20 protein-coding genes are annotated in these 21,198 nt (G+C 71.2%); 11 read left to right on the top strand and 9 right to left on the bottom strand.

Annotation, left to right across the window (positions count from 1 at the left end):
- Positions 1-11 precede the first annotated feature (11 nt).
- The 5 genes from BV453_RS12490 to BV453_RS12470 all read right to left on the bottom strand — a co-directional run bounded on the left by BV453_RS12490 (position 12) and on the right by BV453_RS12470 (position 3,846).
- Positions 12-770 (bottom strand): SDR family oxidoreductase, encoded by a 759-nt coding sequence (locus BV453_RS12490; RefSeq protein ID WP_025104496.1) that lies wholly within the window; start codon positions 768-770, stop codon positions 12-14.
- Between the two features lie 10 nt (positions 771-780).
- Positions 781-1,056 carry a hypothetical protein gene (locus BV453_RS12485; protein WP_025104495.1) on the bottom strand — a complete coding sequence of 92 codons (276 nt, stop codon included), beginning with the start codon at positions 1,054-1,056 and terminating at the stop codon, positions 781-783.
- 145 nt (positions 1,057-1,201) lie between these two features.
- Positions 1,202-2,371 carry an RtcB family protein gene (locus BV453_RS12480; RefSeq protein ID WP_025104494.1) on the bottom strand — a complete coding sequence of 390 codons (1,170 nt, stop codon included), beginning with the start codon at positions 2,369-2,371 and terminating at the stop codon, positions 1,202-1,204.
- Positions 2,372-2,645: 274 nt separating this feature from the next.
- Entirely contained in the window at positions 2,646-3,047 is a 402-nt protein-coding gene (locus BV453_RS12475) for a VOC family protein (RefSeq protein WP_025104493.1), read from the bottom strand.
- 31 nt (positions 3,048-3,078) lie between these two features.
- Positions 3,079-3,846 (bottom strand): siderophore-interacting protein, encoded by a 768-nt coding sequence (locus tag BV453_RS12470; RefSeq protein WP_025104492.1) that lies wholly within the window; start codon positions 3,844-3,846, stop codon positions 3,079-3,081.
- A gap of 100 nt (positions 3,847-3,946) precedes the next feature.
- Between BV453_RS12470 and BV453_RS12465 the strand changes: the two genes are divergently transcribed.
- From BV453_RS12465 to BV453_RS12450, 4 genes are read left to right on the top strand one after another with little or no spacing between them, the layout of a single operon-like run.
- A complete protein-coding gene (locus tag BV453_RS12465) occupies positions 3,947-4,942 on the top strand; it encodes a siderophore ABC transporter substrate-binding protein (RefSeq protein ID WP_025104491.1) in 996 nt (331 codons plus the stop codon).
- A 48-nt stretch (positions 4,943-4,990) separates the two neighbouring features.
- On the top strand, positions 4,991-5,977 hold the full coding sequence (locus BV453_RS12460; protein ID WP_249521734.1) for an ABC transporter permease: 987 nt from the start codon (positions 4,991-4,993) through the stop codon (positions 5,975-5,977).
- Positions 5,978-5,984: 7 nt separating this feature from the next.
- On the top strand, positions 5,985-7,013 hold the full coding sequence (locus BV453_RS12455; protein ID WP_025104489.1) for an iron chelate uptake ABC transporter family permease subunit: 1,029 nt from the start codon (positions 5,985-5,987) through the stop codon (positions 7,011-7,013).
- A complete protein-coding gene (locus tag BV453_RS12450; protein ID WP_062635655.1) occupies positions 7,010-7,765 on the top strand; it encodes an ABC transporter ATP-binding protein in 756 nt (251 codons plus the stop codon). The genes BV453_RS12455 and BV453_RS12450 overlap by 4 nt, the downstream gene beginning before the upstream one ends.
- A 6-nt stretch (positions 7,766-7,771) precedes the next feature.
- Here the strand turns inward: BV453_RS12450 and BV453_RS12445 are convergent, their stop codons facing one another.
- From BV453_RS12445 to BV453_RS12435, 3 genes are read right to left on the bottom strand one after another with little or no spacing between them, the layout of a single operon-like run.
- Positions 7,772-7,969, bottom strand: coding sequence for a hypothetical protein (locus BV453_RS12445; protein WP_025104487.1), 198 nt, complete (start codon positions 7,967-7,969; stop codon positions 7,772-7,774).
- Positions 7,970-8,007: 38 nt separating this feature from the next.
- Complete coding sequence (locus tag BV453_RS12440) at positions 8,008-8,967, bottom strand: DNA-3-methyladenine glycosylase (protein WP_249521733.1); 960 nt, start codon at positions 8,965-8,967, stop codon at positions 8,008-8,010.
- A gap of 53 nt (positions 8,968-9,020) precedes the next feature.
- Positions 9,021-9,734, bottom strand: a complete 714-nt coding sequence (locus tag BV453_RS12435) for a winged helix-turn-helix domain-containing protein (protein ID WP_249521732.1) — start codon at positions 9,732-9,734, stop codon at positions 9,021-9,023.
- Between the two features lie 330 nt (positions 9,735-10,064).
- On the opposite strand from BV453_RS12435, the gene BV453_RS12430 reads away from it, so the two are divergent.
- The 4 genes from BV453_RS12430 (at position 10,065) to BV453_RS12415 (ending at position 15,326) form a co-directional block, all read left to right on the top strand.
- On the top strand, positions 10,065-10,373 hold the full coding sequence (locus BV453_RS12430; RefSeq protein WP_025104484.1) for a GNAT family N-acetyltransferase: 309 nt from the start codon (positions 10,065-10,067) through the stop codon (positions 10,371-10,373).
- Between the two features lie 52 nt (positions 10,374-10,425).
- Positions 10,426-10,908, top strand: coding sequence for a DIP1984 family protein (locus BV453_RS12425; protein WP_126894352.1), 483 nt, complete (start codon positions 10,426-10,428; stop codon positions 10,906-10,908).
- A 255-nt stretch (positions 10,909-11,163) separates the two neighbouring features.
- The gene (locus BV453_RS12420; RefSeq protein WP_025104482.1) at positions 11,164-12,333 is read left to right on the top strand and encodes an exonuclease SbcCD subunit D; all 1,170 of its coding nucleotides are present in this window, start codon (positions 11,164-11,166) and stop codon (positions 12,331-12,333) included.
- Positions 12,333-15,326: an AAA family ATPase gene (locus BV453_RS12415; RefSeq protein WP_249521731.1), complete on the top strand. Its 2,994-nt coding sequence runs from the start codon at positions 12,333-12,335 to the stop codon at positions 15,324-15,326. Before BV453_RS12420 ends, BV453_RS12415 begins: the two co-directional genes overlap by 1 nt.
- Positions 15,327-15,328: 2 nt before the next feature.
- Here the strand turns inward: BV453_RS12415 and BV453_RS12410 are convergent, their stop codons facing one another.
- Positions 15,329-15,886: a nucleoside phosphorylase gene (locus BV453_RS12410; protein ID WP_025104480.1), complete on the bottom strand. Its 558-nt coding sequence runs from the start codon at positions 15,884-15,886 to the stop codon at positions 15,329-15,331.
- A gap of 110 nt (positions 15,887-15,996) precedes the next feature.
- Here BV453_RS12410 and nadE point away from each other — a divergent pair, with 110 nt between their 5' ends.
- From nadE to BV453_RS12395, 3 genes are all read left to right on the top strand, one after another.
- On the top strand, positions 15,997-16,815 hold the full coding sequence (gene nadE, locus BV453_RS12405) for an ammonia-dependent NAD(+) synthetase (RefSeq protein WP_025104479.1): 819 nt from the start codon (positions 15,997-15,999) through the stop codon (positions 16,813-16,815).
- A gap of 86 nt (positions 16,816-16,901) precedes the next feature.
- A complete protein-coding gene (locus BV453_RS12400) occupies positions 16,902-20,384 on the top strand; it encodes a bifunctional RecB family nuclease/DEAD/DEAH box helicase (RefSeq protein ID WP_249521730.1) in 3,483 nt (1,160 codons plus the stop codon).
- Positions 20,381-21,184 (top strand): GNAT family N-acetyltransferase, encoded by an 804-nt coding sequence (locus BV453_RS12395; protein WP_249521729.1) that lies wholly within the window; start codon positions 20,381-20,383, stop codon positions 21,182-21,184. Before BV453_RS12400 ends, BV453_RS12395 begins: the two co-directional genes overlap by 4 nt.
- The last annotated feature ends 14 nt before the right edge of the window (positions 21,185-21,198 follow it).

Here is a 21,198-nt window from a genome sequence, read left to right as displayed (position 1 = left end):
CCCGCCCCTCCTCAGTCTGCGCGCGCCGGCACCGCCTCGGCAAGCCATTCTGTGAACGTCTGCGTCCCGCGCACGGCATCCGGTCCCGGCAGCGCCTTCCCCGCGCGCATCCCCGCCATTTGCGGGCCGGGCACGTTCAGCGCCGGGATCCAGCCGCGGTACCCGATGCGCCGCGCGTACGCCCGCACCATGTCAGCGAGCTGCTCTTCGCGGGGGCCGGCGAAGTCAGGCACTCGACCCTGCGCGTCCCCGATCGCGAGCGTGACGAGCCGCTCCGCGACCTCGCGGGCCGCCACCGGCTGCGTGCGCGCACGCGGGGCGAGATGCAGCGGCCCCGCCTTCGCGCGCCCGAACATCTGCGCGGCGAACTCGTGGAACTGCGTGGCTCGGAGGATTGTGGAGGGGACGGCGGACGCGGACACCAGCTTCTCCTGGGCCACTTTGCCCGCGTAGTAGTCGTAGGGGATCCGGTCGATGCCGACGATGGAGAGCAGGACGACGTGTCCCACGCCGGTGTCCGCGGCGGCGGCGAGGAGGTTCCCGGTGGCGGCGGTGAAGAACTCGATCGCCGTGCTCGCCTTCAGGGTCTCGACGCTCACGACATCGATCACGGCATCGGCTCCGGTCAGCGCCGCCTCCAGCCCGCGCCCGCTGACCAGATCGACGCCGTGCGAACGACTGAGCACGACGGCCTCATGACCGGCGCCCCGGACGGCCTCCACCGTGGGCGTGCCGACGACGCCAGTCCCTCCTGCGACGACGATCCTCATGCGTCGATCCTCACTCCCGATCCAGCCCGAAAGTGCGCTTCACGAGCGCCTGCACATCACGGTCGAGCCCGTCGATGCGGGCGTTGACGCCGTCGATGCGCGTGCCGACCGCGTCGAAGCGGGTATTGACCGCATCGAAGCGCGCGGTCATCTCGTTCCGCAGGCCCCCGATCTCGCTGCGGAGGACGCGGATGAACAGCGTCGAGACGACCGTGAGCATGCCCATCATCAGCGCCGTGAACGCGCCGATCATGGTCCAGACCTGCGCACCGTCCATGGTTTCCATCCCCTCATCGTGGCACCGGATCCTTCAGCCTGCCAGCATCCTGGCGGACGCCACGCCCGGCCCCTCGCGCTCTGTGGAGACACCGGAGATCGCGGGAATTGGGGAGGAAGGGCCGGGTGAGGATCCCTCCTCACCCGGCCCTCGGTCAGTCGCCCTTCACGTTCACGAGCTGTCGCAGCGTGTGCCGGATCCGCACCAGGCTCGCCGCATCCTCCATCACCCGATCGATGGGCTTGTAGGCCTGGGGGATCTCATCGATGAAGGCGTCGGTGTCCCGGAACTCGATGCCGGCCATCGCCTCCCGCAGCTGCGCGTGGGTGAACGTCTTCCGCGCCGCGGACCGCGAGTACTCCCGCCCGGCACCGTGCGGGGAGGAGTTCAGCGACAGCGGGTCGCCGAGCCCCTCCACCACGTACGATGCCGTGCCCATCGACCCGGGGATGAGTCCGGGCCGACCCGCGTCCGCCTGGATCGCGCCCTTACGGGACACCCAGACGCGCTTTCCGAAGTGCATCTCCGACTCCGTGAAGTTGTGGTGGCAGTTGATCCGCTCCTCCTCCTCGACCGGAGCGCCGAGGAAGTCGGAGAGCTGCCGGATGACGCGGTCCATCATCTCCTCGCGGTTCAGCAACGCGAAGTGCTGTGCCCACCGGAGCTCGCGGATGTAGCGCGTGAACTCCGGCGTGCCCTCGACGAGGTAGGCCAGGTCGGGGTCGGGCAAATCGATCCACCACTGCTTCGCCAGCCGCTGCGCGACCGCGATGTGGTGCCCGGCGATCTTGTTGCCCACGCCGCGGGACCCGGAATGCAGGAACAGCCAGACCCGGTCGAGCTCGTCCACCGACACCTCGATGAAGTGGTTCCCCGAGCCGAGCGTGCCGAGCTGGAGCCGCCAGTTCTTCGCGTAGCCCTCGGGGTCGAACTCGGCCGCACGTGCTCGCTCCTCCAGCTCGGCGATGCGCGGTGCGGCGGTCGCCACGACCTTGTTGTTGTAGCGCCCGGCGGACAGCGGGATCGCGCGCTCGATCTGCTCCCGGAGCGCGGCGAGGTCGCGCCCGTCGAGGTCGTCCTTCGTGAACGGCGTGCGGACGGCGATCATGCCGCAGCCGATGTCGACGCCGACGGCCGCGGGGATGATCGCGCCGAGCGTCGGGATGACAGACCCGACGGTCGCGCCCTTGCCGAGGTGCGCATCCGGCATCAGCGCCAGGTGCGGGTGGATGAACGGCATGCGTGAGGTGGTGCGGGCCTGATCGAGGGTCTTCTCATCGATCAGGGACGCCCACGACAGCAGCCGCGCGGAGAGCCTCTCCATGATTCCTTTCCTTGTGGTGGTGTCCGGCCACAGGTCAGGGAGTCTTCCGACGGAAAACGCCCCGGACCTGACGGTGCGGGGCGTTGCGAGAGCGGATGCTGTCACACGGCGCGCGCCGGAGGGTACGACTCGTCGCGGTCATTGCGCTTCTGCGGAAGCGGCAATGCCACGTTCTGGGGAAGATTCCGCGGGGCGGTCATCCGTCGTCTCCTTGGCTGGTGTGCGGCGCCGGTCGGCACAGCCTTGCCACCCTAGGCGGCGACACGCCCGGGCGTCAAGCGTCCTTCGGCGGGTTGTACATGAACTCGAGCCGGATGCCGTCGGCGTCCTCGACGAAGGAGGCGTAGTACCGCTCGCTGTACCGCGGATACTCCTTCGGCTCGCGCACCGCGGTCCAGCCGGCGTCGAGGGCGAGGTCGTGGAGTCGGTCGACCTCGGCGCGCGACGGCACCGCGAAGGCCATGTGCTGCCAGCCGACGCGGCCGTGGCGGTGAGGGGTGGAGTCGTCGTCCCACGTGTAGAGGATGATCTCGGTCTCGTCGCCGGTGTGCCAGGAGATCGAGTGATCGTCCTCCCCACCGAGCTCGTAGCCGAGCGCGGTGAGCACGGGATGGAACTGCGCGCGTCCGCGCTCCAGGTCGGCGACGGTGATGCCCAGGTGATCGAGGAGAGCCATGCGCCCAGTCTGTCAGCGCAGCGGTCGCCTGTCAGTGCGGAGCGTGGTATTCGGCTTCGCCGCGCTTCCAGTAGCCCTTCACGACGGCGTTCGCGCTGTCCACGCCCCAGCGTGCGAGCAGGGCCCGGCCGGGCTTCACGATGGACTGCTCGGCGGCGATGAACACGAACGGGTCGTCTCCCACGACGTCGTCCGCGGTCAGCGCGTCGAGGAAGGCGATCAGCGCGGAGCCGGCCGGCGCGTCGCCGCGGTGCAGCCACTCGACAGGCACCGGAGCGTCGATCTCGATCTCGCGGCCGGCCGACACCGTCTCGATGACGATGCGTGCGGGGGTGCCGGCGGGGATGAGGGCGGCGAAGCGACGGATCGCGGGGATGGCGGTCTCGTCGCCGACGAGGAGCCATGATCCCGGCTCTCCGGTGAGGACGGCGGCGCCGCGCGGCCCGCCGACGCCGATGGTCGACCCGAGCGGGGCGTTCGCGGCCCACGGGGCGGCCACGCCCTGATCGCCGTGCACGGCGAACTCCACGTCGAGCCAGTCGTCACCCCAGGCGAGGGGCGTGTACTCGCGGCTCGGGGAGGCCCGCAGCTCCTCCACCGAGTCCACGGGGCCGCTCGGGAAGAAGAGCCGCATGTGGTCGTCGGAACCCGGGGAGTCGAAGCCGGCGAGGTCGGGCCCGGACAGGCGGACGCGCACGAAATCCGGAGCGAGCCATTCGCGGGCGCTCAGCGTGACGTTGCGGAAGCGCAGCTCGAGGCCGCGACGCTCGATCGAGAAACCGGATTTCGTATCGCTCATAAAGTAAGGCTAACCTAAAAACCGACGCGGTCGGCTCGCCCGCCCGTCGGACCGGCGCCCCACGAGGGCGCACACATCCCCGCAGAACAGGAGTCTCTCCATGTCCGTGCCCAGAACCCTCACCGCCACGAGCGTCGCTCTCGTCGGCCTGCTCGCCCTCTCCGGCTGCGCGTCCGGCGGCGAAGCCGAACCCGAAGAGACGACGGCGGAATCGGGGACCGTGACCATCGAGGACAACACCGGCACGCACGAGATCACCACGCCGCCGGCCTCGGTCGTCGCTCTGGACAACCGGACCTTCCAGACCCTCTCCGACTGGGGCATCGAGCTCTCCGCCGGCGCGGTCTCCCTCATGCCGGAGACCGTCTCCTACGTGAAGGACGAGGACATCGTCGACATCGGCCTGCACTCCGAGCCCGACCTCGAGGCCATCGTCGCCGCCGACCCCGACCTCATCATCAGCGGCCAGCGGTTCACGCAGCACAACGAGGCCATCGCCGAGCTCGTCCCTGACGCCACGATCATCGACCTGGAGCCGCGGGACGGCGAGCCCTTCGACGAGGAGCTCAAGCGGCAGACCACCGCCCTGGGCGAGATCTTCGGCAAGCAGGACGAGGCACAGAAGCTCGTCGAGGAGTTCGACGCCGCTGTGGACCGCGCGAAGGCGGCCTACGACGACGCCGACACCGTCATGGCGGTGAACACTTCGGGCGGGCAGATCGGCTACCTCGCTCCGACCGTCGGCCGCTCGCTGGGACCGATCTACGACATGCTCGGCCTGACGCCGGCACTGCAGGTCGACGACGCGACCGACGACCACCAGGGCGACGAGATCTCGGTCGAGGCCATCGCCGCCTCGAACCCCGACTGGATCCTCGTGCTCGACCGCGACGCCGTGTTCGCGGCGGAGACGCCGGACTACGTGCAGGCGGCGGAGATCATCGAGAACTCCGAGGCGCTCACCGGCGTCACTGCGGTGAAGGACGACCAGATCGTCTACATGCCCACGGATACCTACCTCAACGAGAGCATCCAGACGTACACGACGTTCCTCAACGACCTCGCCGACGCGCTCGAGAAGAGCGCCGACAAGTAAGGGCTGTGCGGCGGCGTCCCGACCGGGGCGCCGCCGCCGGCATCCCCCATGACCTCTCCTCTCCTCACATCGACATCGCGATCGTCCGCACGGCTGTTCGATCCGAAGCTGCTCATCGGCGTCCTCGTCGTGGCGGCGCTCCTGGTGATCTCGCTCTTCACCGGCGTGTACGACATCGCCGGCGCGGACGACGGCGCGCAGATGTTCCAGATCACCCGCGTTCCCCGCACGATCGCGCTGGTGCTCGCCGGCGCGGCGATGGCGATGGCCGGCCTCGTCATGCAGCTGCTCACGCAGAACCGCTTCGTCGAGCCGACCACCACCGGGACCACGGAGTGGGCGGGACTCGGGCTCCTCGCCGTGATGGTGCTCGTGCCGCAGCCCTCGCTTCCGCTGCGCATGGCCGGAGCCGTGCTCGCCGCGTTCGTCGGCACGATGGTGTTCTTCGCGTTCCTCCGCCGCGTCGCGTTGAAGTCGTCGCTCATCGTGCCCATCGTCGGCATCATGCTGGGCGCGGTGGTCGGCGCCATCACGACCTACTTCGCCCTCGCCACGAACTCGCTGCAGATCATCGGCGTCTGGTTCGCGGGCAGCTTCACGTCGGTCATGCGCGGCCAGTACGAGATGCTGTGGATCGTCGCCATCATCGGCGTCATCGTCTTCCTCGTGGCCGACCGGCTGACCATCGCCGGGCTGGGGGAGGAGATCGCCACCAACGTCGGGGTGAACTACAACCGGATGATCCTGCTCGGCACCGCGCTGATCGCGGTGACGACCGGCGTGGTGACCGTCGTCGTCGGCAACCTCCCCTTCCTGGGGCTCATCGTCCCGAACATCGTCTCGATGGTCCGTGGTGACGACCTGCGCAGCAATCTGCCGTGGGTGTGTCTTCTTGGCATCGCGATCGTCACCGCCTGCGACATCATCGGGCGGACGATCATCATGCCGTTCGAGGTGCCGGTGTCGCTGATCCTCGGTGTCGTCGGCGCGGTCGTGTTCGTGCTCCTCCTCCTTCGGCAGCGTCGTCGTGGCTGAGGCGACGATGACGGCGACCACGGCCCCGCGGACGACGCGGTCGGCCGGGGCGTTCACGACCGCACGGGCGCGCCGCCGCTACATCGTCGTGCTGGTGGTGCTCGGCGTGATCGCCCTCGGTTCCGCCTTCGGTCTCCTCGCCTGGGACAACCCGCTCCCCGTCGGCACCCCCGGCTTCTGGCGCATCGCGCAGCACCGCGCGACCGCCGTGGTCGTGATGGCGCTCGTCGCGGTCGCCCAGGCCGTCGCCACGGTGAGCTTCCAGACGGTCACGAACAACCGGATCATCACTCCCTCGATCATGGGCTTCGAGTCGTTGTACCGCGTCGTGCAGACCACGACCGTGTACCTCTTCGGGGTGGCGGGTCTGGTGGCGATCCAGGGCGTCGGCCAGTTCGCCCTCCAGGTGCTCGTCATGGTCGGGCTCGCCGTCGTGCTCTACGGGTGGCTGCTGTCGGGCCGATACGGCAACCTCCAGATCATGCTGCTCGTGGGCATCGTGATCGGGGGAGGCCTCGGGGCGATCGCCACCTTCATGCAGCGGCTGCTCACCCCCAGCGAGTTCGATGTGCTCGCCGCCCGGCTGTTCGGCAACGTCTCCAACGCCGACCCTTCGTACCTCCCGCTCGCGGTCCCGCTCGTGATCGCGGCGTCCGCCCTGCTGTGGCTGCGGTCCCGGCGGTTGAACGTGCTCGCGCTCGGTCCCGATGCCGCGCGATCGCTGGGGCTCGACCACCGCAGGGAGCAGTTCCTCGTCCTGACGCTCGTCGCGGTGCTGATGGCCACCTCCACCGCCCTGGTCGGACCGATGACCTTCCTGGGCTTCCTCGTGGCGACGCTCGCCTACCAGTTCGCCGACACGCACGACCATCGGCTGATCTTCCCGGTCGCCGTCCTCACCGCGTTCTCGATCCTGGCGGGGGCGTACTTCGTCATGAAGAACGTCTTCTACGCGCAGGGCATGGTGTCGATCCTCATCGAGATCGTGGGCGGCACCGTGTTCCTCATCGTCATCCTCCGAAAGGGCAGACTGTGATCGCACTCGACGGCGTCCGCCGTGACTACAGCAGCGAGGTGGCGATCGGCCCCGTCGACCTCCGGATCCCGACCGGCGGGATCACGGCCCTCATCGGGCCGAACGGTGCCGGCAAATCGACGCTCCTGACCATGATCGGCCGGCTGAACGGGATGGACGCCGGAGCCATCGAGATCGCCGGGCTCGACGTCGCCTCCACGAAGTCGAAGGATCTGGCCAAGGTGGTCTCGATCCTCCGCCAGGAGAACCACTTCGTGACCAGGCTCACCGTGCGGCAGCTCGTGGGTTTCGGCCGCTTCCCGCACTCCCAGGGCCGGTTGACGAGGGCCGACGAGGAGGTCATCAGCCAGGCGATCGACTTCCTCGATCTAGGGGCGCTCGAGGGGCGCTACCTCGACGAGCTCTCGGGCGGGCAGCGGCAGCGGGCCTACGTGGCCATGGTCCTCGCGCAGGACACGGAGTTCGTGCTGCTGGACGAGCCCCTCAACAACCTCGACATGCGGCACGCCGTGCAGATGATGAAGCACCTGCGGCGGGCGGCGGAGGAGCTCGGGCGCACGATCGTCATCGTGCTGCACGACATCAACTTCGCCGGGCACTACGCCGACCACATCTGCGCCATGAAGGACGGCCGGGTGGTGGAGTTCGGCCCGCCGGCGGAGATCATGACGGACGACGTGCTGAGCCGGGTGTTCGACACCCCGGTGCAGGTCGTGGAGGGCCCGTCCGGCCCCCTCGCCGTCTACTACTGACGGGCGTCAGAGCTCGACGCCATGGTCCTCGTCGTTCACGCCCGCGTTGTGACCGCGGCGGGACTCGTAGCCGAGGAACCAGCCGAACCACACGATCGCGGCGAGCAGCACGCCCAGCCAGACGTTCTGGAAGATGAGGCCGAGGACGACACCGGCGATCAGCAGGCCGACCGTGACGAAGATGCGCAGGGCGGTACGGGACATGCGCTCAGCATACGTCGGTCGCTGCGATCACAGACCGATCAGCGTCGGCGGTGGTCCTCCGGCGCGAGCCGGGGCCCGCGCCGCGCCTCGGCGACGCCGCTCGCGAAGATGAGCCGGATGACGCGCTGCCGGTGGCCGGCCCAGGGTGCGAGCAGTTCGACCATTCCGGCATCGTCCGTGCGGTGCCCGGTCAGGGCATGCCCGACCTCGTGCGCCAGGTGGTAGTCGCCCACGCTGACCGCATCGGGGTCGCCCAGCGCGCGGATCCGGGTCTCCGCAGCGGTCCAGACGCCGACTCCGGGCAGGCTCGTGAGCACGCGGTCACGGTCAGGGCCGGTCGTGGCCGCTCGGACGGCAGCGGCGATGCGGTCGCCGCGCTCCGCTGCCCGCACGATGGTCTTCGACTGGGGCGGCTCCACTCCGGCGCGATGCCACGCCCAGGACGGGATGCGTCGCCACTGCGCCGCCGTGGGAGCGACGGCCATCGGTCGCGGCGTCGGCCCCGGTGCCGGGTCGCCGTAGCGCGACACGAGGTACCTCCAGGCGCCGAAGGCCTGCATGGAGGTGACCTTCTGCTCGAGGATGCCGCAGGCGAGGGCATCGAAGACCTCATCCGTCCGCGCGAGCCGGATGCCGGGGTGCCGCCGGGCCGCCTCGGCGATGAGGGGGTGCAGGGAGGGATCGAAGCCGGTCGGGTCGTCGCCGGCACCGCACAGCGCCGGCACGAGGGCGAGGGCGTGCTCGGCACCCGGGCCCCAGGCGGTCGCCTTGACCTCGTTCCCCGACATCCGCAGGGCGAGCGTCGACGGACCCTGCGGCGTGCGGACCGCGCGCCAGATGACCGGGCCGTCGAAGACCGTCGTCGGATCGGTGCCGCCGCGGCGCAGCATGCCGACGGTGCGCCGGAGATCGAGCGGATGCGGCGGGCGGTACGTCGTCTCCCGCGGAGAGTCCGCGCGGACGGCGCCCGCCGTCGCGGGGGCGGCGGCGAGGGTCATGCGCCCACCCTACGCGCGGCTCCTGACACCGGCCTCCCGGCGACGGGAGCGCGTCAGAAGCGGTCGGGCGACGGGGTTCCGTGGCCGTAGCGGATGACGACGTCGGCGTGACGGTCGAACCGGTAGCCGATGCCGCGCACGGTACGGACGATGTCCTCGTAGCGGCCGAGCTTCGCCCGCAGCCGGCGCACGTGCACGTCGATCGTGCGCTCGCCCGGCGTCTCGTCGTCCTGGGCCTGCCAGAGGGCGGCGACCAGCTCGCTGCGCTCGATCGTGCGGCCCTCGCGGAGGACGAGGTACTGCAGCAGCTCGAACTCCTTGTAGGTGAAGGCGGCGGATTCGCCGTCGATGAGCACGCGCTTGCGGGAGATGTCGACGGTGACACCGGACTCCTCGGGCGTGGTCTCCTCCTCGGCGGCGGCCTTGGTGCGGGCGATCGCGCCGGGCTCCTGCAGGGCGAGACGCACGACGTCGAGGTCTCGGCCGCCGGAGCCGTGCGGGGCGAGGGCGACGGTGGCGTGGGTCTCGGCGCCGGGCGCGAGCTCGGCCAGCGTGCGGCGGAGGGCGTCGACGAGCAGCGGAAGGCTCACACCGGCTTCGGCGGCCTTGATCTCGTCCAGGCCGACGTAGAGGGCGAAGCCGCGGGGCGAACGGACGGCGGGGAGGTCGGCGCCGGCCGGGCCCAGCGGGGCCGACGACTCGGCGGGTCGGACGGTGCGGTTGGGGGCGGTGACGGCGGGACGCTCGAGAAGGGCGGAGTTCGACATGATGATGGGTCCTCAGGACGTGAGCCCGACGGGAGGGGGCTCGGATGCGTTGCACGAATGACCGGCGGAGCCGGGGAAGCGAGCACGGGTGTGTGCTCGGGACGCTGCTCTCGCAGATGGCGAGGAGTCAGGTCAGGCGAGGTGGCTGTTCGTTCAGCGACACATTCGGCAACACATGTCAACGCGACCGGGCATCATCATCCCGGCAGTCCCGTTCGCCTCCTGGGCGGACAAAGGGCGTGCGTTGATGGTCATGGGGGGATTATGTCCGATCGTGACGGGACATGTCAAAACGCCCGGGCGCGTCGCAAGAGGCGTAACGTGACACGGATGACGATCTCGCACACCGTCGGCGGCTTCATCCTGACCGACGAGAAGGACGCATCGCGGTACACCCTCACGCGCGACGGGAAGCTCGTCAGCGTGCTCGACTACCGGGACGACGGCCACACGGTCGCCCTCACCCGGGCCTACACGGTCCCGGCATTCCGCGGGAACGGGTACGCCGGGAAGGTGGTCGAGGGGGCGGTGGCCGACATCGCGGAACGCGGCGACCGCAAGGTGGACGCCGTCTGCTGGTACGTGGCGGAGTGGTTCGCCGCGCACCCCGAGCAGTCGGGCCTTCTCCGCACGCGCTGACCTTCCGGCTTTATGACGAACTGTTACGGCCGCCGCCTGCGAGGATGAGGGCATGAGACTCGCCGAAGCCCTCGCCGCCCGCGCCGACCTGCAGCGCCGCATCGAGCAGCTGCGGGCGCGCATCGTCGCGAACGCCCGGTACCAGGAGGGCGAGGAGCCCGCCGAGGACGCGACGGCGTTGATCGAGGAGGCGGAGGCCGCGTTGACCCGGCTGCAGAGCCTCATCCGCCGCATCAACGTCACGAACGCCCGGCTCGACCTCGGCCCGGACGGGACGATGACCGATGCGCTGGCCGCGCGGGACGTGCTGCGCCTGCGTCACGCCGTGCTCACGGATGCGGCGGCCGCGGCCTCGGGGGCGAACGAGCAGTACCTGCGGCAGATGCGCTCGGAGCTGCGGCAGGTGTCCGCGCTGCCCGTCGCCGCGCTGCGTGCGCGGGCAGATGCGGTCGCCCAGGAGCTCCGAGAGCTCGACAACCGGATCCAGCAGGCGAACTGGTCGCACGACCTCGAGGAGGAGAGCGGAAGTCGGTAGTCGCGACGGAGCGGGCACAACCCTCAGCCGGCGGGGCAAGCCCGGCTCCTGTGGGCGGAGGGCAGCCCTGATCTCGCATCGCGCAGCCCCGCACGCCGCACAGGTGAAGGTGCACAGCGCATTTCGCATCACCGCGTGCCGGCCGCCGCGACGAGGGTGGGTCAGGGGACCTTCCGCTTCCTCCTCGTGACTCGGGAGATGGCGCTCCCGGCACGCCTCGAAGGGAATGTCCGAGGGTCTTCGTACCGTGGGGGTATGCGGATCCTGCACACCTCGGACTGGCACATCGGCCGGACGTTCCATGGCAACTCCACCATGGATGCGCTCGCCGAGGTGCTCGCCGCCCTGACCACGCAGGTCAGGGAGCACGAGGTGGACGTCGTCATCGTCGCGGGCGACGTGTTCGACTCCGCCACGCCCTCGGCCGCCGCCTACACCCTGCTCGGAGACGCTCTCGTCGGTCTGCACGAGACGGGAGCGCGGGTGGTCGTCACCAGTGGCAACCACGACTCCGCCGCGCGGCTGGGGTTCCAGGCCCGACTGCTGCGCGACGGCATCCACGTGCTCACCGATCCCCTCGCGGTCGGCACGCCCGTCACGATCGACGATGCCCACGGTCCCGTGCACTTCTTCGGTATCCCGTACCTGGAGCCCGCGATCGTCCGCCAGCACTGGCCGGAGGGCGACGCCGAGGGGCGGCAGCTGCGCACGCAGGCCCAGACCATGACGCACGCGATGACGCTCGTCCGCGCGGGCATGCAGGAGCACGAGGGCCGGTCGGTCGCCATCGCCCACTGCTTCGCCGCGGGCGTGGAGCCGACGGAGGGTCTCGAGCGCGAGGTGCGGCAGGGCGGCCTCGACGTCGTCCCCCTCCGCGCGTTCGACGGCCCCGACTACGTCGCACTGGGCCACATCCACGGTCGCCAGCAGGTGAGCGAGCGGGTGCGGTACGCCGGCGCTCCGCTGCACTACAGCTTCGGCGAACAGCACAAGCCGCGCGGCTCCTGGCTGGTCGACCTGGATGCCGACGGCCTTGCGGGCGTCGAGTGGCTGGAGCTTCCGGTTCCGCGGCGACTGGTCACGCTGACCGGCACCTTCGAGGAGATCCTCTCCGCAGAGAGCGTGGCCGCGCACGCCGACGCCTGGGTGTGCGCCGTCTACACCGACGCCGTGCCGCAGACCGAGCCCATGCGACGGCTCCGCGAGGCGTACCCGCACTGTGCCATGGTGCAGCATCAGCCCGCTGCGACCGGAGAGGAGCGCGAGCGGTCGTACGGTGAGCGGCTGCGGTCCGCGGTGACCGATGCCGACCGGATCGAGGCGTTCCTCGAGCACGTGCGCGCCGGCCAGGGAGCCACCGAGGTCGAACGCGAGCTGATCCGCGAGGTGCTCGACGACCGGGTCCGCGCGGAAGCCCTCGTCTAGTGCGGCTGCATCGTCTGGAGGTCGAGGGATTCGGGCCCTTCCGTGCGCGGCAGACCGTGGACTTCGACGCCTTCGCCGACGACGGGATCTTCCTCATCGCCGGCCGCACCGGAGCGGGGAAGTCGAGCATCCTGGATGCGGTCTGCTTCGGGCTGTACGGCGGGGTGCCGCGGTACGACGGCGGGGAGAAGAGGCTCCGCAGCGACCACAGCGAACCGGACGACCCCTCCGAGGTCGTCGTCGAGTTCAGCACGCCGTCCGGCCGCTACCGGGTCACGCGTTCCCCCGAGTACCTCCGGCCGGCCCGGCGGGGAGGAGGCCTGACGAAGCAGGCGGCGGCGGTCTCCCTGGAGGAGCTCACGGACGACGGCTGGGTCGGTCGCGCGGCGCGGGCCGTCGACGTGGCGCACGAACTCGACGACATCCTTCAGCTCAGCCGCGAGCAGTTCCTGCAGGTGATCCTGCTGGCCCAGAACCGGTTCTCGGAGTTCCTGCTCGCAGGCAGCAGGGACCGGCAGGCGCTGCTGCGCCGGCTCTTCGGCACCGAGCGTTTCGAAGACGTACAGGCGCGGTTCGACGAGCGGCGGCGCCACGCCGAGCAGAGCCTCGGGGCGCGTCTCGCCACGGTGTCCGCCCGGCTGGACGAGGCCGAGCGCCTCGTGGCGGATGCCGACCTCGGGCGCGACGCCGGCGACGCCGACGGCGAGGTCGGACCGGAGGCGCAGGGGGAGGGCCTCACGACGGCCGATCGCCTGGCGGAGCTGGAACGGGCGCAGGCTCGCGCTGCGTACCGGGCGGAACGGCGCGCTGCCGAGCGTCAGGAGGCGGAGAAGCGGTTCGAGGCCGCCGATGCTGTTCTGGCCGCCGCACGGGAGGATCAACGCGCCCAGAGCGAGCGCGACCGTGCCCGTGCGGCGATGGCGCGTCTGGACGCCGAGGAGGAAGCCATCGCCGAGGCGAAGGCGGAGCTCGCCAGGGCGCGGGCGGCCGAGGTGCTGCGGTCCTCGATCACCGCGGCCGACCGTGCCGTGACGGCGGCTGATGACGCGGTGGCTGCGGAGAAGCGCGCACGCGCGGACTGGGATCAGCTCGGTGTCGAGACCGACGACCTCGATGCGTGGATCGCCGACCGGACACGGGCCTCCGGGGTCTGGGAGCGCGCCGTCGTGCTGGAGGCCGAGGCGCCGCGCCGCGCCGCCGAGCGCGTCACTGCAGAGGAGGCCGTCGCCACCGCCGAGCGCCGGTGCGCCGACGGCGAGGCGGAGCGCGCGGCGCTGCCCGAACGGATCGCCGCCGTCACCGCGGAGCGGGATGACGCCCGTCGGCTCGGCGACCGGCTCCCCGCCATGGAGAGCGCGCGCGTCGATGCCGAGCTCCGCCGGGAGGCGGCGGAAGAGGCGGCACGTCTGCAGCAGGAGTGCGCCGCGGCCGACCGGGTCCTCGCCGAGGCGACGTCCGCGCAGGCCGCCGCGCAGTCGGCTCTGGCCGAGCTGCGCCACCGCCGGATCGACGGCATGGCCGGGGAGCTGGCGTCCGCTCTGATCGAGGGTCACCCCTGCCCGGTGTGCGGGGCGCGGGAGCACCCGGCCCCGGCAGACCACAGCGCCGCGGTCTCCGTGGAGGACATCGCGGCTGCGGAGACCCGGAGGGACGAGGCGGCGCGCCGCGAGCAGCAGGCGAGCTCGACCTGCACGTCGCTGCAGGTCGAGCTCGCTGCGGCTCTGGCGCGCGCGGACGGACGAGACGTCGAGACGGCGAAGGCCGAGCTCGATGCCGCCGTGGCCGCCGAGAAGGAGGCCCTCGCCGCGGCCGAGGCCGCGCGGCTGCGCGACGGCGAGCTCGTCGAACTCGGCGCCCAGCAGAGCGCGCTCGAGGAGCGGCGCGTCCAGGACGAGGCGGCCCTCGCCGAAGCCCGCGAGCAGCTCGCCCTGGTCGTCCAGCGCGACGAGGCCGCCCGTACGGCGATCGACGAGGCGCGAGGGAGCTACGCGTCGGTGGCTGAGCGCATGACGGAGGCCACCACCCACCTCGCCGTCGCACGCCGCCTCCTCGACGCCGAAGCCGAACGGGCGCGGAGGCAGCAGGCGGCCGCGGAGGCGGCTGCCGAGAGGGATGCCGCCCTCGACGCCTCCGAGTTCTCCGACGTCGAGGCCGCCACCGCGGCGCTGCGTCCGCCGGCGGTGCAGACGGAGCTGGACGAGCGGGTGACGACGCACGCCGTGCAACGGGAGAAGGAGCGCGCCCTGCTCTTCGACCTCGAGCTGCGCACGCTGCCGGATGAGCCGATCGACCTCGCGCCCCATGAGCAGGCGGCGCTCGACGCCAGAGCGGCATGGTCCGCCGCCGTCGACGAGGCCACCAGGGCGGCAGGCGACGCGGTGCGGCTGGCCGGCCTCATCGACGCTGCGAAGGACGAACATGCCCGCACGGCGGAGGATGCCGCGGCGTTCGAGGTGCTCCAGGCCCTCGCCGACACGATCGCCGGACGAGGGGCGAACACCCGCAAGATGACGCTGGAGACCTTCGTGCTGGCGGCGGAGCTCGAGGAGATCGTCGACGCCGCGAACCGCCGGCTCCACGACATGTCCGAAGGACGCTACCGCCTGCAGCACTCCGACGCCCTGGCTGCGCGCGGTGCGGCGTCCGGGCTGGGCATCGTGGTCGCCGACGCCTTCACCGGGCAGACCCGTCCGCCGCAGTCGCTCTCGGGCGGCGAGACCTTCCTCACCTCCCTCGCGCTCGCCCTCGGACTGGCCGAGGTCGTGACGGCCCGCGCCGGAGGCATCCGCCTGGACACGCTGTTCATCGACGAGGGATTCGGGTCGCTCGACGGCGACACGCTCGACGTCGCGATGCGCACGCTCGACGAGCTGCGGCAGGGCGGTCGCACGGTCGGCGTCATCAGCCACGTCGAGGCGATGCAGGAGCAGATCCCCGCGCAGCTCACGGTCCGTGCGCTGCCGAACGGACCGAGCGTCATCGAGACGCGCTGAGGTCAGACCCCGTATTCGGCGCGGATCACCTCGCGCAGCTCGATGCTGCACCGGGCGATGGCCTCGCGGAAGTCGGCCAGGGCGCCGTCCTCCGCCTGGTCGGAAACGGCGCGGAAGGCGCGGATCGGCACGCCGAACTGCCCCGCCACCCAGATGTAGGCGTAGGTCTCCATGTCCACCAGGGCGGCACCCATCGGCCGGATCACGGCGGTGACCTCGGCGTCGTTCACGAAGTGATCACCCGTGGCGATCACGACGCCCTCGCGGCCTGTGGTCACCTGCGGCGGAAGCGAGACGTGCCGTCCGACGACGCCGTCCAGGTCGATCACGTCGTGCTGAACCGCGGTCGCGATCTCGTGCACCGCGTACGCACGCCCCTTCTCGATGGAGCCGGCGGTGCCGACGACGACGACCTCGTCGTAGCTCTTCGCGTCGAGGGCGCGGGTCAGGGCGTACGTCGCCGGCAGCTTTCCGGGGCCGGTGACCAGGCGGTCGAAGCCGTCGAGCTCCTCGGGGAAGGCGGACAGTTCGGACTCGAGGGCGGCGACGAGGAGCTTCACCGCTTCAGTCTCTCAGGTCGCGGCCGGATACCGCGTCCCGGCGCAGTGGCGTGACCCGCACGAAACACGGAAGGGGGATACTGGAGCCGAACCGATGAGCGGAGGACAACGTGTCGTTGCAGAAGCAGATCGCGGAAGACCTGGGCGCCCGGCCCGACATCGATCCCGAAGCGGAGGTGGAGCGTCGCGTCGGCTTCCTCGCGGACTACCTGCGCACGACCGGCGCGAAGGGCTTCGTCCTCGGCATCTCCGGCGGACAGGACTCGACGCTCGCGGGGCGCCTCGCCCAGCTCGCGGTGGAGCGGGTGCGTGCGGAGGGCGGGGAGGCCACCTTCCTCGCGGTGCGCCTGCCCTATCGCGTCCAGCACGACGCCGACGACGCGCAGGCCGCGCTGGACTTCATCGCGCCGGACTCCTCGATCGAGGTGAACATCCAGAACGGCGTCGAGGGCGTCGAGAAGGACATCGAGTCCGCTGTCTCCAGCGACATCTCCGACTTCAACCGCGGCAACATCAAGGCGCGCCTCCGCATGGTCACGCAGTACGCGCTCGCCGGGCACGAGGGGCTGATCGTCATCGGCACCGACCACGCCGCCGAGGCCGTCACGGGGTTCTACACGAAGTTCGGCGACGGGGCCGCTGACGTCCTCCCGCTGGCCGGTCTCACGAAGCGACAGGGGCGGGCCCTGCTCCAGTTCCTGGACGCTCCGGAGCGCCTGGCCTTCAAGGTCCCCACCGCCGACCTCCTCGACGACCAGCCGGGGCGCACGGACGAGGACGAGCTGGGGCTGACGTACGAGCAGATCGACGACTTCCTCGAAGGGCGGGAGGTCGACCCCGAGGTCGCCGGCCGCATCGAGGCGCGTTACCTCGCGACCCAGCACAAGCGTCATCTCCCGGTGACCCCCGACGACACCTGGTGGCGCTGACCGCGACCCGTCGTGCGGGACCGCCCGCTTTTCGCCGTGTCGGATGCCGCGGATAGTGTCGAAGCAGCCGACAGAACGGGAGAATCGTGCGGATCGACACAGGGGCGCAGCGGGTCATCTGGAGCGCGAGCGACCTCAAGGCGGCCGCCGAGTGCGAGTTCGCGTGGTCCCGGGCGATCGACGCGAAGCTGGGTCGGGTCCCCGCGGTCGAGGAGCCGGAGGACGCGACGCTCCTCCGCGCCGCTCAGCTGGGAGACGTGCACGAGCAGAACGTGCTCGACCGCTACATCCGGGAGCTCGGCGACGAACGGGTGCACCGGATCGCCAAGGTCTCCTCGAGCGATCCTGAGGCCCTCGCGGCCGCCGTCGACGAGACGCTGAGCGCTCTGCGGTCCGACGCGCTGGTCGTCTTCCAGGCGGCCTTCGCCACCGACGAGTTCGTCGGGTTCGCCGACTTCCTCCGCCGCGATGCGGACGGACGCTGGCGGGTGCAGGACTCGAAGCTCGCCCGAAAGGCCCGCGTGACCGCCCTCATGCAGCTCGCGGCATATGTCGATCAGCTCGACCGGCTCGGCATCCCTCGAGCCGACGAGGTCGACCTCATCCACGGGGACAACAGCGTCAGCACGCACGCCGTCGACGACCTCCTTCCGCTGTTCCGTGTGCGTCGGTCGCGGCTGCGCGCTCTCATCGCGGACCGCGCCGTGGCCGATGGCGCCGCCGGGGCGCCCCTCGCGTGGGGTGACGACCGCGGCGACCTGCGCGTGGTCGCCTGCGGGCGCTGCGCCACCTGCGAGGAGCAGGTGCTGGCCCACCGGGACCTCCTCATGGTCGCCCGCCTGCGTCCGGTGCAGCGGGCCCGTCTCCGCGCCGCCGGGATCCTCACGATCGACGACCTGGCTGCGGCGACGCAGGCCCCCGAGGGCATGAACGTCGACACCTTCGAGAACCTCCGCGCCCAGGCCCGGGTGCAGCTGCGGGCGGACGCCGAGGGCGCGGCGACGTACGACGTGCACTACGCCGCGGCGATCCACACCCTCCCGGTGCCCAGCCACGGCGACATCTTCTTCGACTTCGAGGGCGATCCGCTGTACACCGAGCCCGCCCCCGACGGCGAGGCGGAGTGGGGCATCGACTACCTGTTCGGCTGGGTCGACAACGCCGACCAGTACACCGCTCTCTGGGCGCACTCCTTCGCGGAGGAACGCCAGGCGCTGGAGACCTTCCTCGACTTCGTGAAGGTGCGCCGCGCCGCGCACCCCAGCATGCACATCTACCACTACGCCCCCTACGAGACCTCGCATCTGGTCGCGATGGCCGCCCGCCACGGCGTGCGCGAGGGCGAGGTGGACCGCCTCCTCCGCGAAGGCGTGTTCGTCGACCTGTACCCGCTGGTGCTGCGCACCGTGCGGGTCGGGTCGCGGTCCTACTCCATCAAGAAGCTCGAGCCGCTCTACATGGGGGAGGACGTGCGCACGAGCGACGTCCAGAAGGGCGACGACTCCATCGTGCAGTACGTCGCCGCGCGGGAGCTCGCGGCAGCGGGCGCGCAGGCCGAGGCCGACGCCGTGCTCGCCGACCTCGCCGACTACAACCGCTACGACTGCGTCTCGACCCGCCGGCTGCGCAACTGGCTCATCGAGATCGCCCGCGCAGAGGGCGTGACGCCGGCCCCGCCGGACGATGCGGACGAAGTCATCTACGAGCCGTCGCCGCGTTCGCTCGCTCTGCTCGGCGACGCGGAGCGTGCGGTGGAGGCCGGTGACGACGGGCTCGTGCACCGGATCGCGGCGGCCGCCATCGACTACTTCCCGCGCGAGGCGAAGAGCTTCTGGGTCGCGCACTTCCAGCGGCTTCGGGAGCCGGTCACCATGTGGGACGGCACGCGCGACGTGGTGAAGGTCGATGCGACCCGCTCGCGGGTGCGCCGCGACTGGAGCATCGGCGAAGGGCGCCGAGTGCTGTCGCGGGAGCTGGAGATCCGCGGCGAGGTGTCCCCGGGCACGACGCTCGGCCCCGGCGCGCAGCCGTTCGCGCTCTACGACGTCCCGGCCCCGTTCGACACCGACGTCCCGTCGCGGGCCGTGCACGTGCCGCACGGGGTCACAGTCGTCGAGGTGCTGGACGACGGGTACCTCGTGGTCGAGTCCGCCGTGCAGGGACAGACCTGGGACGACCTCCCCGTCGCGCTGACCCCTGCCGCGCCGCCTCGCGTGGTGTCGCTGCAGCAGGCGATCGACGAGTGGGCGGACGCGGTGCACGCGGCCGCCCCCGACTTCCCGGAGGACGCGGCCACCGACATCCTGCGCCGCCTGCCTCCGCGCACGGTGTCGGGGAACGCGCTTCCGGCCGCAGGCGACGATCCGATCGACGCGATCGTCCGCGGAGTCCTCGACCTCGACCGCAGCTATCTCGCGGTGCAGGGGCCTCCGGGCACGGGGAAGACCTACACCGGCTCGCAGGTGATCGCCCGGCTCGTCAACGAGCACGGCTTCCGCATCGGCGTCGTCGCGCAGTCCCACGCGATCATCGAGACGCTCCTGGAGCGCGTCGTCGCCGACGGCGTCGCCCCGGGCCAGGTGGCGAAGTGCCCCAAGGATGCCGACGCCGATCCCGGCTACACGGTGATCCCGAAGACCGGGATGGCCGCCTTCCTCGCCGAGCACGAGAACGAGGGTGCCGTCGTGGGCGGCACCGCGTGGGACTTCAGCAACACGCAGCGGGTCGCCAGGGGAGAGCTCGACCTGCTCGTGATCGACGAGGCCGGACAGTTCTCGCTCGCCTCCACCATCGCGGTGGCCGCCGGTGCGCAGCGGCTCCTGCTCCTCGGCGACCCTCAGCAGCTGCCCCAGGTCAGCCAGGGCGCCCACCCGGAGCCGGTGGACACCTCTGCGCTCGGCTGGGTGATGGACGGCGATCCCGTCGTGCGTCCGGAGTACGGCTACTTCCTCGCCCGCTCCTGGCGCATGCACCCGTATGTCGCGGCTCCGGTGTCGAAGCTCGCCTACGCCGGGAAGCTCGCGTCCGCTCCCGGTACCGAGCGGCGCGCGGTCGAGGGCATCGACCCGGGCCTGCACGTGGTGCCGCTGCGGCACCGCGGCAACGCGACCCAGTCCCCGGAGGAAGCCGCCGAGGTGGTGCGTATCGTCCGCGACCTCGTCGGCCGCACCTTCCACGACAACGACGCGGAGGGCAGCGTCCGCCCGCTGACGCCGGAGGACATCATCGTGGTGGCGCCGTACAACGCGCAGCGGCAGCTCGTGCACGATGCGCTCGCGGCGGCCGGTTTCGGCGGGGTCCCGGTGGGGACCGTCGACAACTTCCAGGGCAAGGAGGCGGTCGTCTCTATCACGACTCTCGCCGCGTCGAGCGGTCGGGATGCCCCGCGGGGCCCGGAGTTCCTGCTGCTGCAGAACCGGCTCAACGTGGCGATCTCCCGCGCGCAGGTCGTGGCCTACCTCATCCACTCGCCGGCGCTGCTCGACGATCTGCCGTACACGCCCGAGGGCGTCGCGAGGCTCAGCGCCTTCGCCCGCCTGGTGGGCGCGGCTGAAGAGGAGGAATCATGATGTCGTCCGTTCTCGGGCCTGCTGCCGTCGAGACGCCGACGGTCGATGAGGTTCTGCGCGCCGCCGCCGCATGGGCGTGGTTCCCGCGCGGCAGCGAGCACGTCCGCGATGAACTCCTTCTCGTGCGCTACCCGGAGCGGTTCGGAGGCGGTGTCCGCGGATCGCAGGTGACGTCGACGCGGCCCGCCGCCGAGGTGCTGGACGGAGCGCTGGAACGCACCAGAGCCTGGGGTGAGGACGTCTTCACGTTCTGGACCAACCCCGCGGACCACCCGGACCTCGAGGACGAGCTCCAGCACCGCGGTGCGGTGCACTTCGACACCGTCACGGTGTTCGCGCGTCCGACCATCGGAGCCGCGGTCGACGTGCCGCCCGGGGTCACCGCCGAGGTCGTGCGCACGAGGGACCAGCTCCGCGAGGTCGACGCGATCAACGTCCCCGTCTGGGAGCAGCAGCCGCTGGACGAGGACGGTCTGGACGCCGAGTTCGCCGAACTCACCGCAGCCCTGTCCACGGGGGAGGGCTTCCGGGTGCTCGGCCGCATCGACGGCCGCGCGGTGAGCACCGGCGGCTGCACGATCGTCGACGGGTTCACCCGGCTGTGGGGAGCGGCGACACTCGCCGCCGACCGCGGGCGCGGTGTCTATCGGGCCGTCCTCGCGGAGCGCCTGCGACAGAGCGCCGCGCGCGGGGCCGCAACGGCGCTCGTCAAGGGCCGCGTCTCGACCTCGGCGCCGATCCTCGCGAGGGCCGGCTTCACGCGTTACGGCGAGGAGCGCGGCTACCGCCTGACCCTCTGACGCGAGTCGAGAGC

Origin of the sequence: Microbacterium sp. ER1, assembly GCF_023383675.1 — a bacterium.
GTDB lineage: Bacteria > Actinomycetota > Actinomycetes > Actinomycetales > Microbacteriaceae > Microbacterium.
The sequence above is the reverse complement of the archived record's forward strand: the minus strand, read 5'-3'. Positions and strand labels throughout refer to the sequence as shown.

Excerpts from the sequence above, each read along its gene's own strand:
- BV453_RS12440 (WP_249521733.1), bottom strand. The coding sequence starts at position 8,967 with ATGACCCTCGCCGCCGCCCCCGCGACGGCGGGCGCCGTCCGCGCGGAC.
- BV453_RS12475 (WP_025104493.1), bottom strand. The coding sequence starts at position 3,047 with ATGGCTCTCCTCGATCACCTGGGCATCACCGTCGCCGACCTGGAGCGC.
- BV453_RS12460 (WP_249521734.1), top strand. The coding sequence starts at position 4,991 with ATGACCTCTCCTCTCCTCACATCGACATCGCGATCGTCCGCACGGCTG.
- BV453_RS12490 (WP_025104496.1), bottom strand. The coding sequence starts at position 770 with ATGAGGATCGTCGTCGCAGGAGGGACTGGCGTCGTCGGCACGCCCACG.
- BV453_RS12470 (WP_025104492.1), bottom strand. The coding sequence starts at position 3,846 with ATGAGCGATACGAAATCCGGTTTCTCGATCGAGCGTCGCGGCCTCGAG.
- BV453_RS12465 (WP_025104491.1), top strand. The coding sequence starts at position 3,947 with ATGTCCGTGCCCAGAACCCTCACCGCCACGAGCGTCGCTCTCGTCGGC.
- BV453_RS12435 (WP_249521732.1), bottom strand. The coding sequence starts at position 9,734 with ATGTCGAACTCCGCCCTTCTCGAGCGTCCCGCCGTCACCGCCCCCAAC.
- BV453_RS12395 (WP_249521729.1), top strand. The coding sequence starts at position 20,381 with ATGATGTCGTCCGTTCTCGGGCCTGCTGCCGTCGAGACGCCGACGGTC.
- BV453_RS12455 (WP_025104489.1), top strand. The coding sequence starts at position 5,985 with ATGACGGCGACCACGGCCCCGCGGACGACGCGGTCGGCCGGGGCGTTC.
- BV453_RS12420 (WP_025104482.1), top strand. The coding sequence starts at position 11,164 with ATGCGGATCCTGCACACCTCGGACTGGCACATCGGCCGGACGTTCCAT.
- BV453_RS12485 (WP_025104495.1), bottom strand. The coding sequence starts at position 1,056 with ATGGAAACCATGGACGGTGCGCAGGTCTGGACCATGATCGGCGCGTTC.
- BV453_RS12425 (WP_126894352.1), top strand. The coding sequence starts at position 10,426 with ATGAGACTCGCCGAAGCCCTCGCCGCCCGCGCCGACCTGCAGCGCCGC.
- BV453_RS12480 (WP_025104494.1), bottom strand. The coding sequence starts at position 2,371 with ATGGAGAGGCTCTCCGCGCGGCTGCTGTCGTGGGCGTCCCTGATCGAT.
- BV453_RS12445 (WP_025104487.1), bottom strand. The coding sequence starts at position 7,969 with ATGTCCCGTACCGCCCTGCGCATCTTCGTCACGGTCGGCCTGCTGATC.
- BV453_RS12430 (WP_025104484.1), top strand. The coding sequence starts at position 10,065 with ATGACGATCTCGCACACCGTCGGCGGCTTCATCCTGACCGACGAGAAG.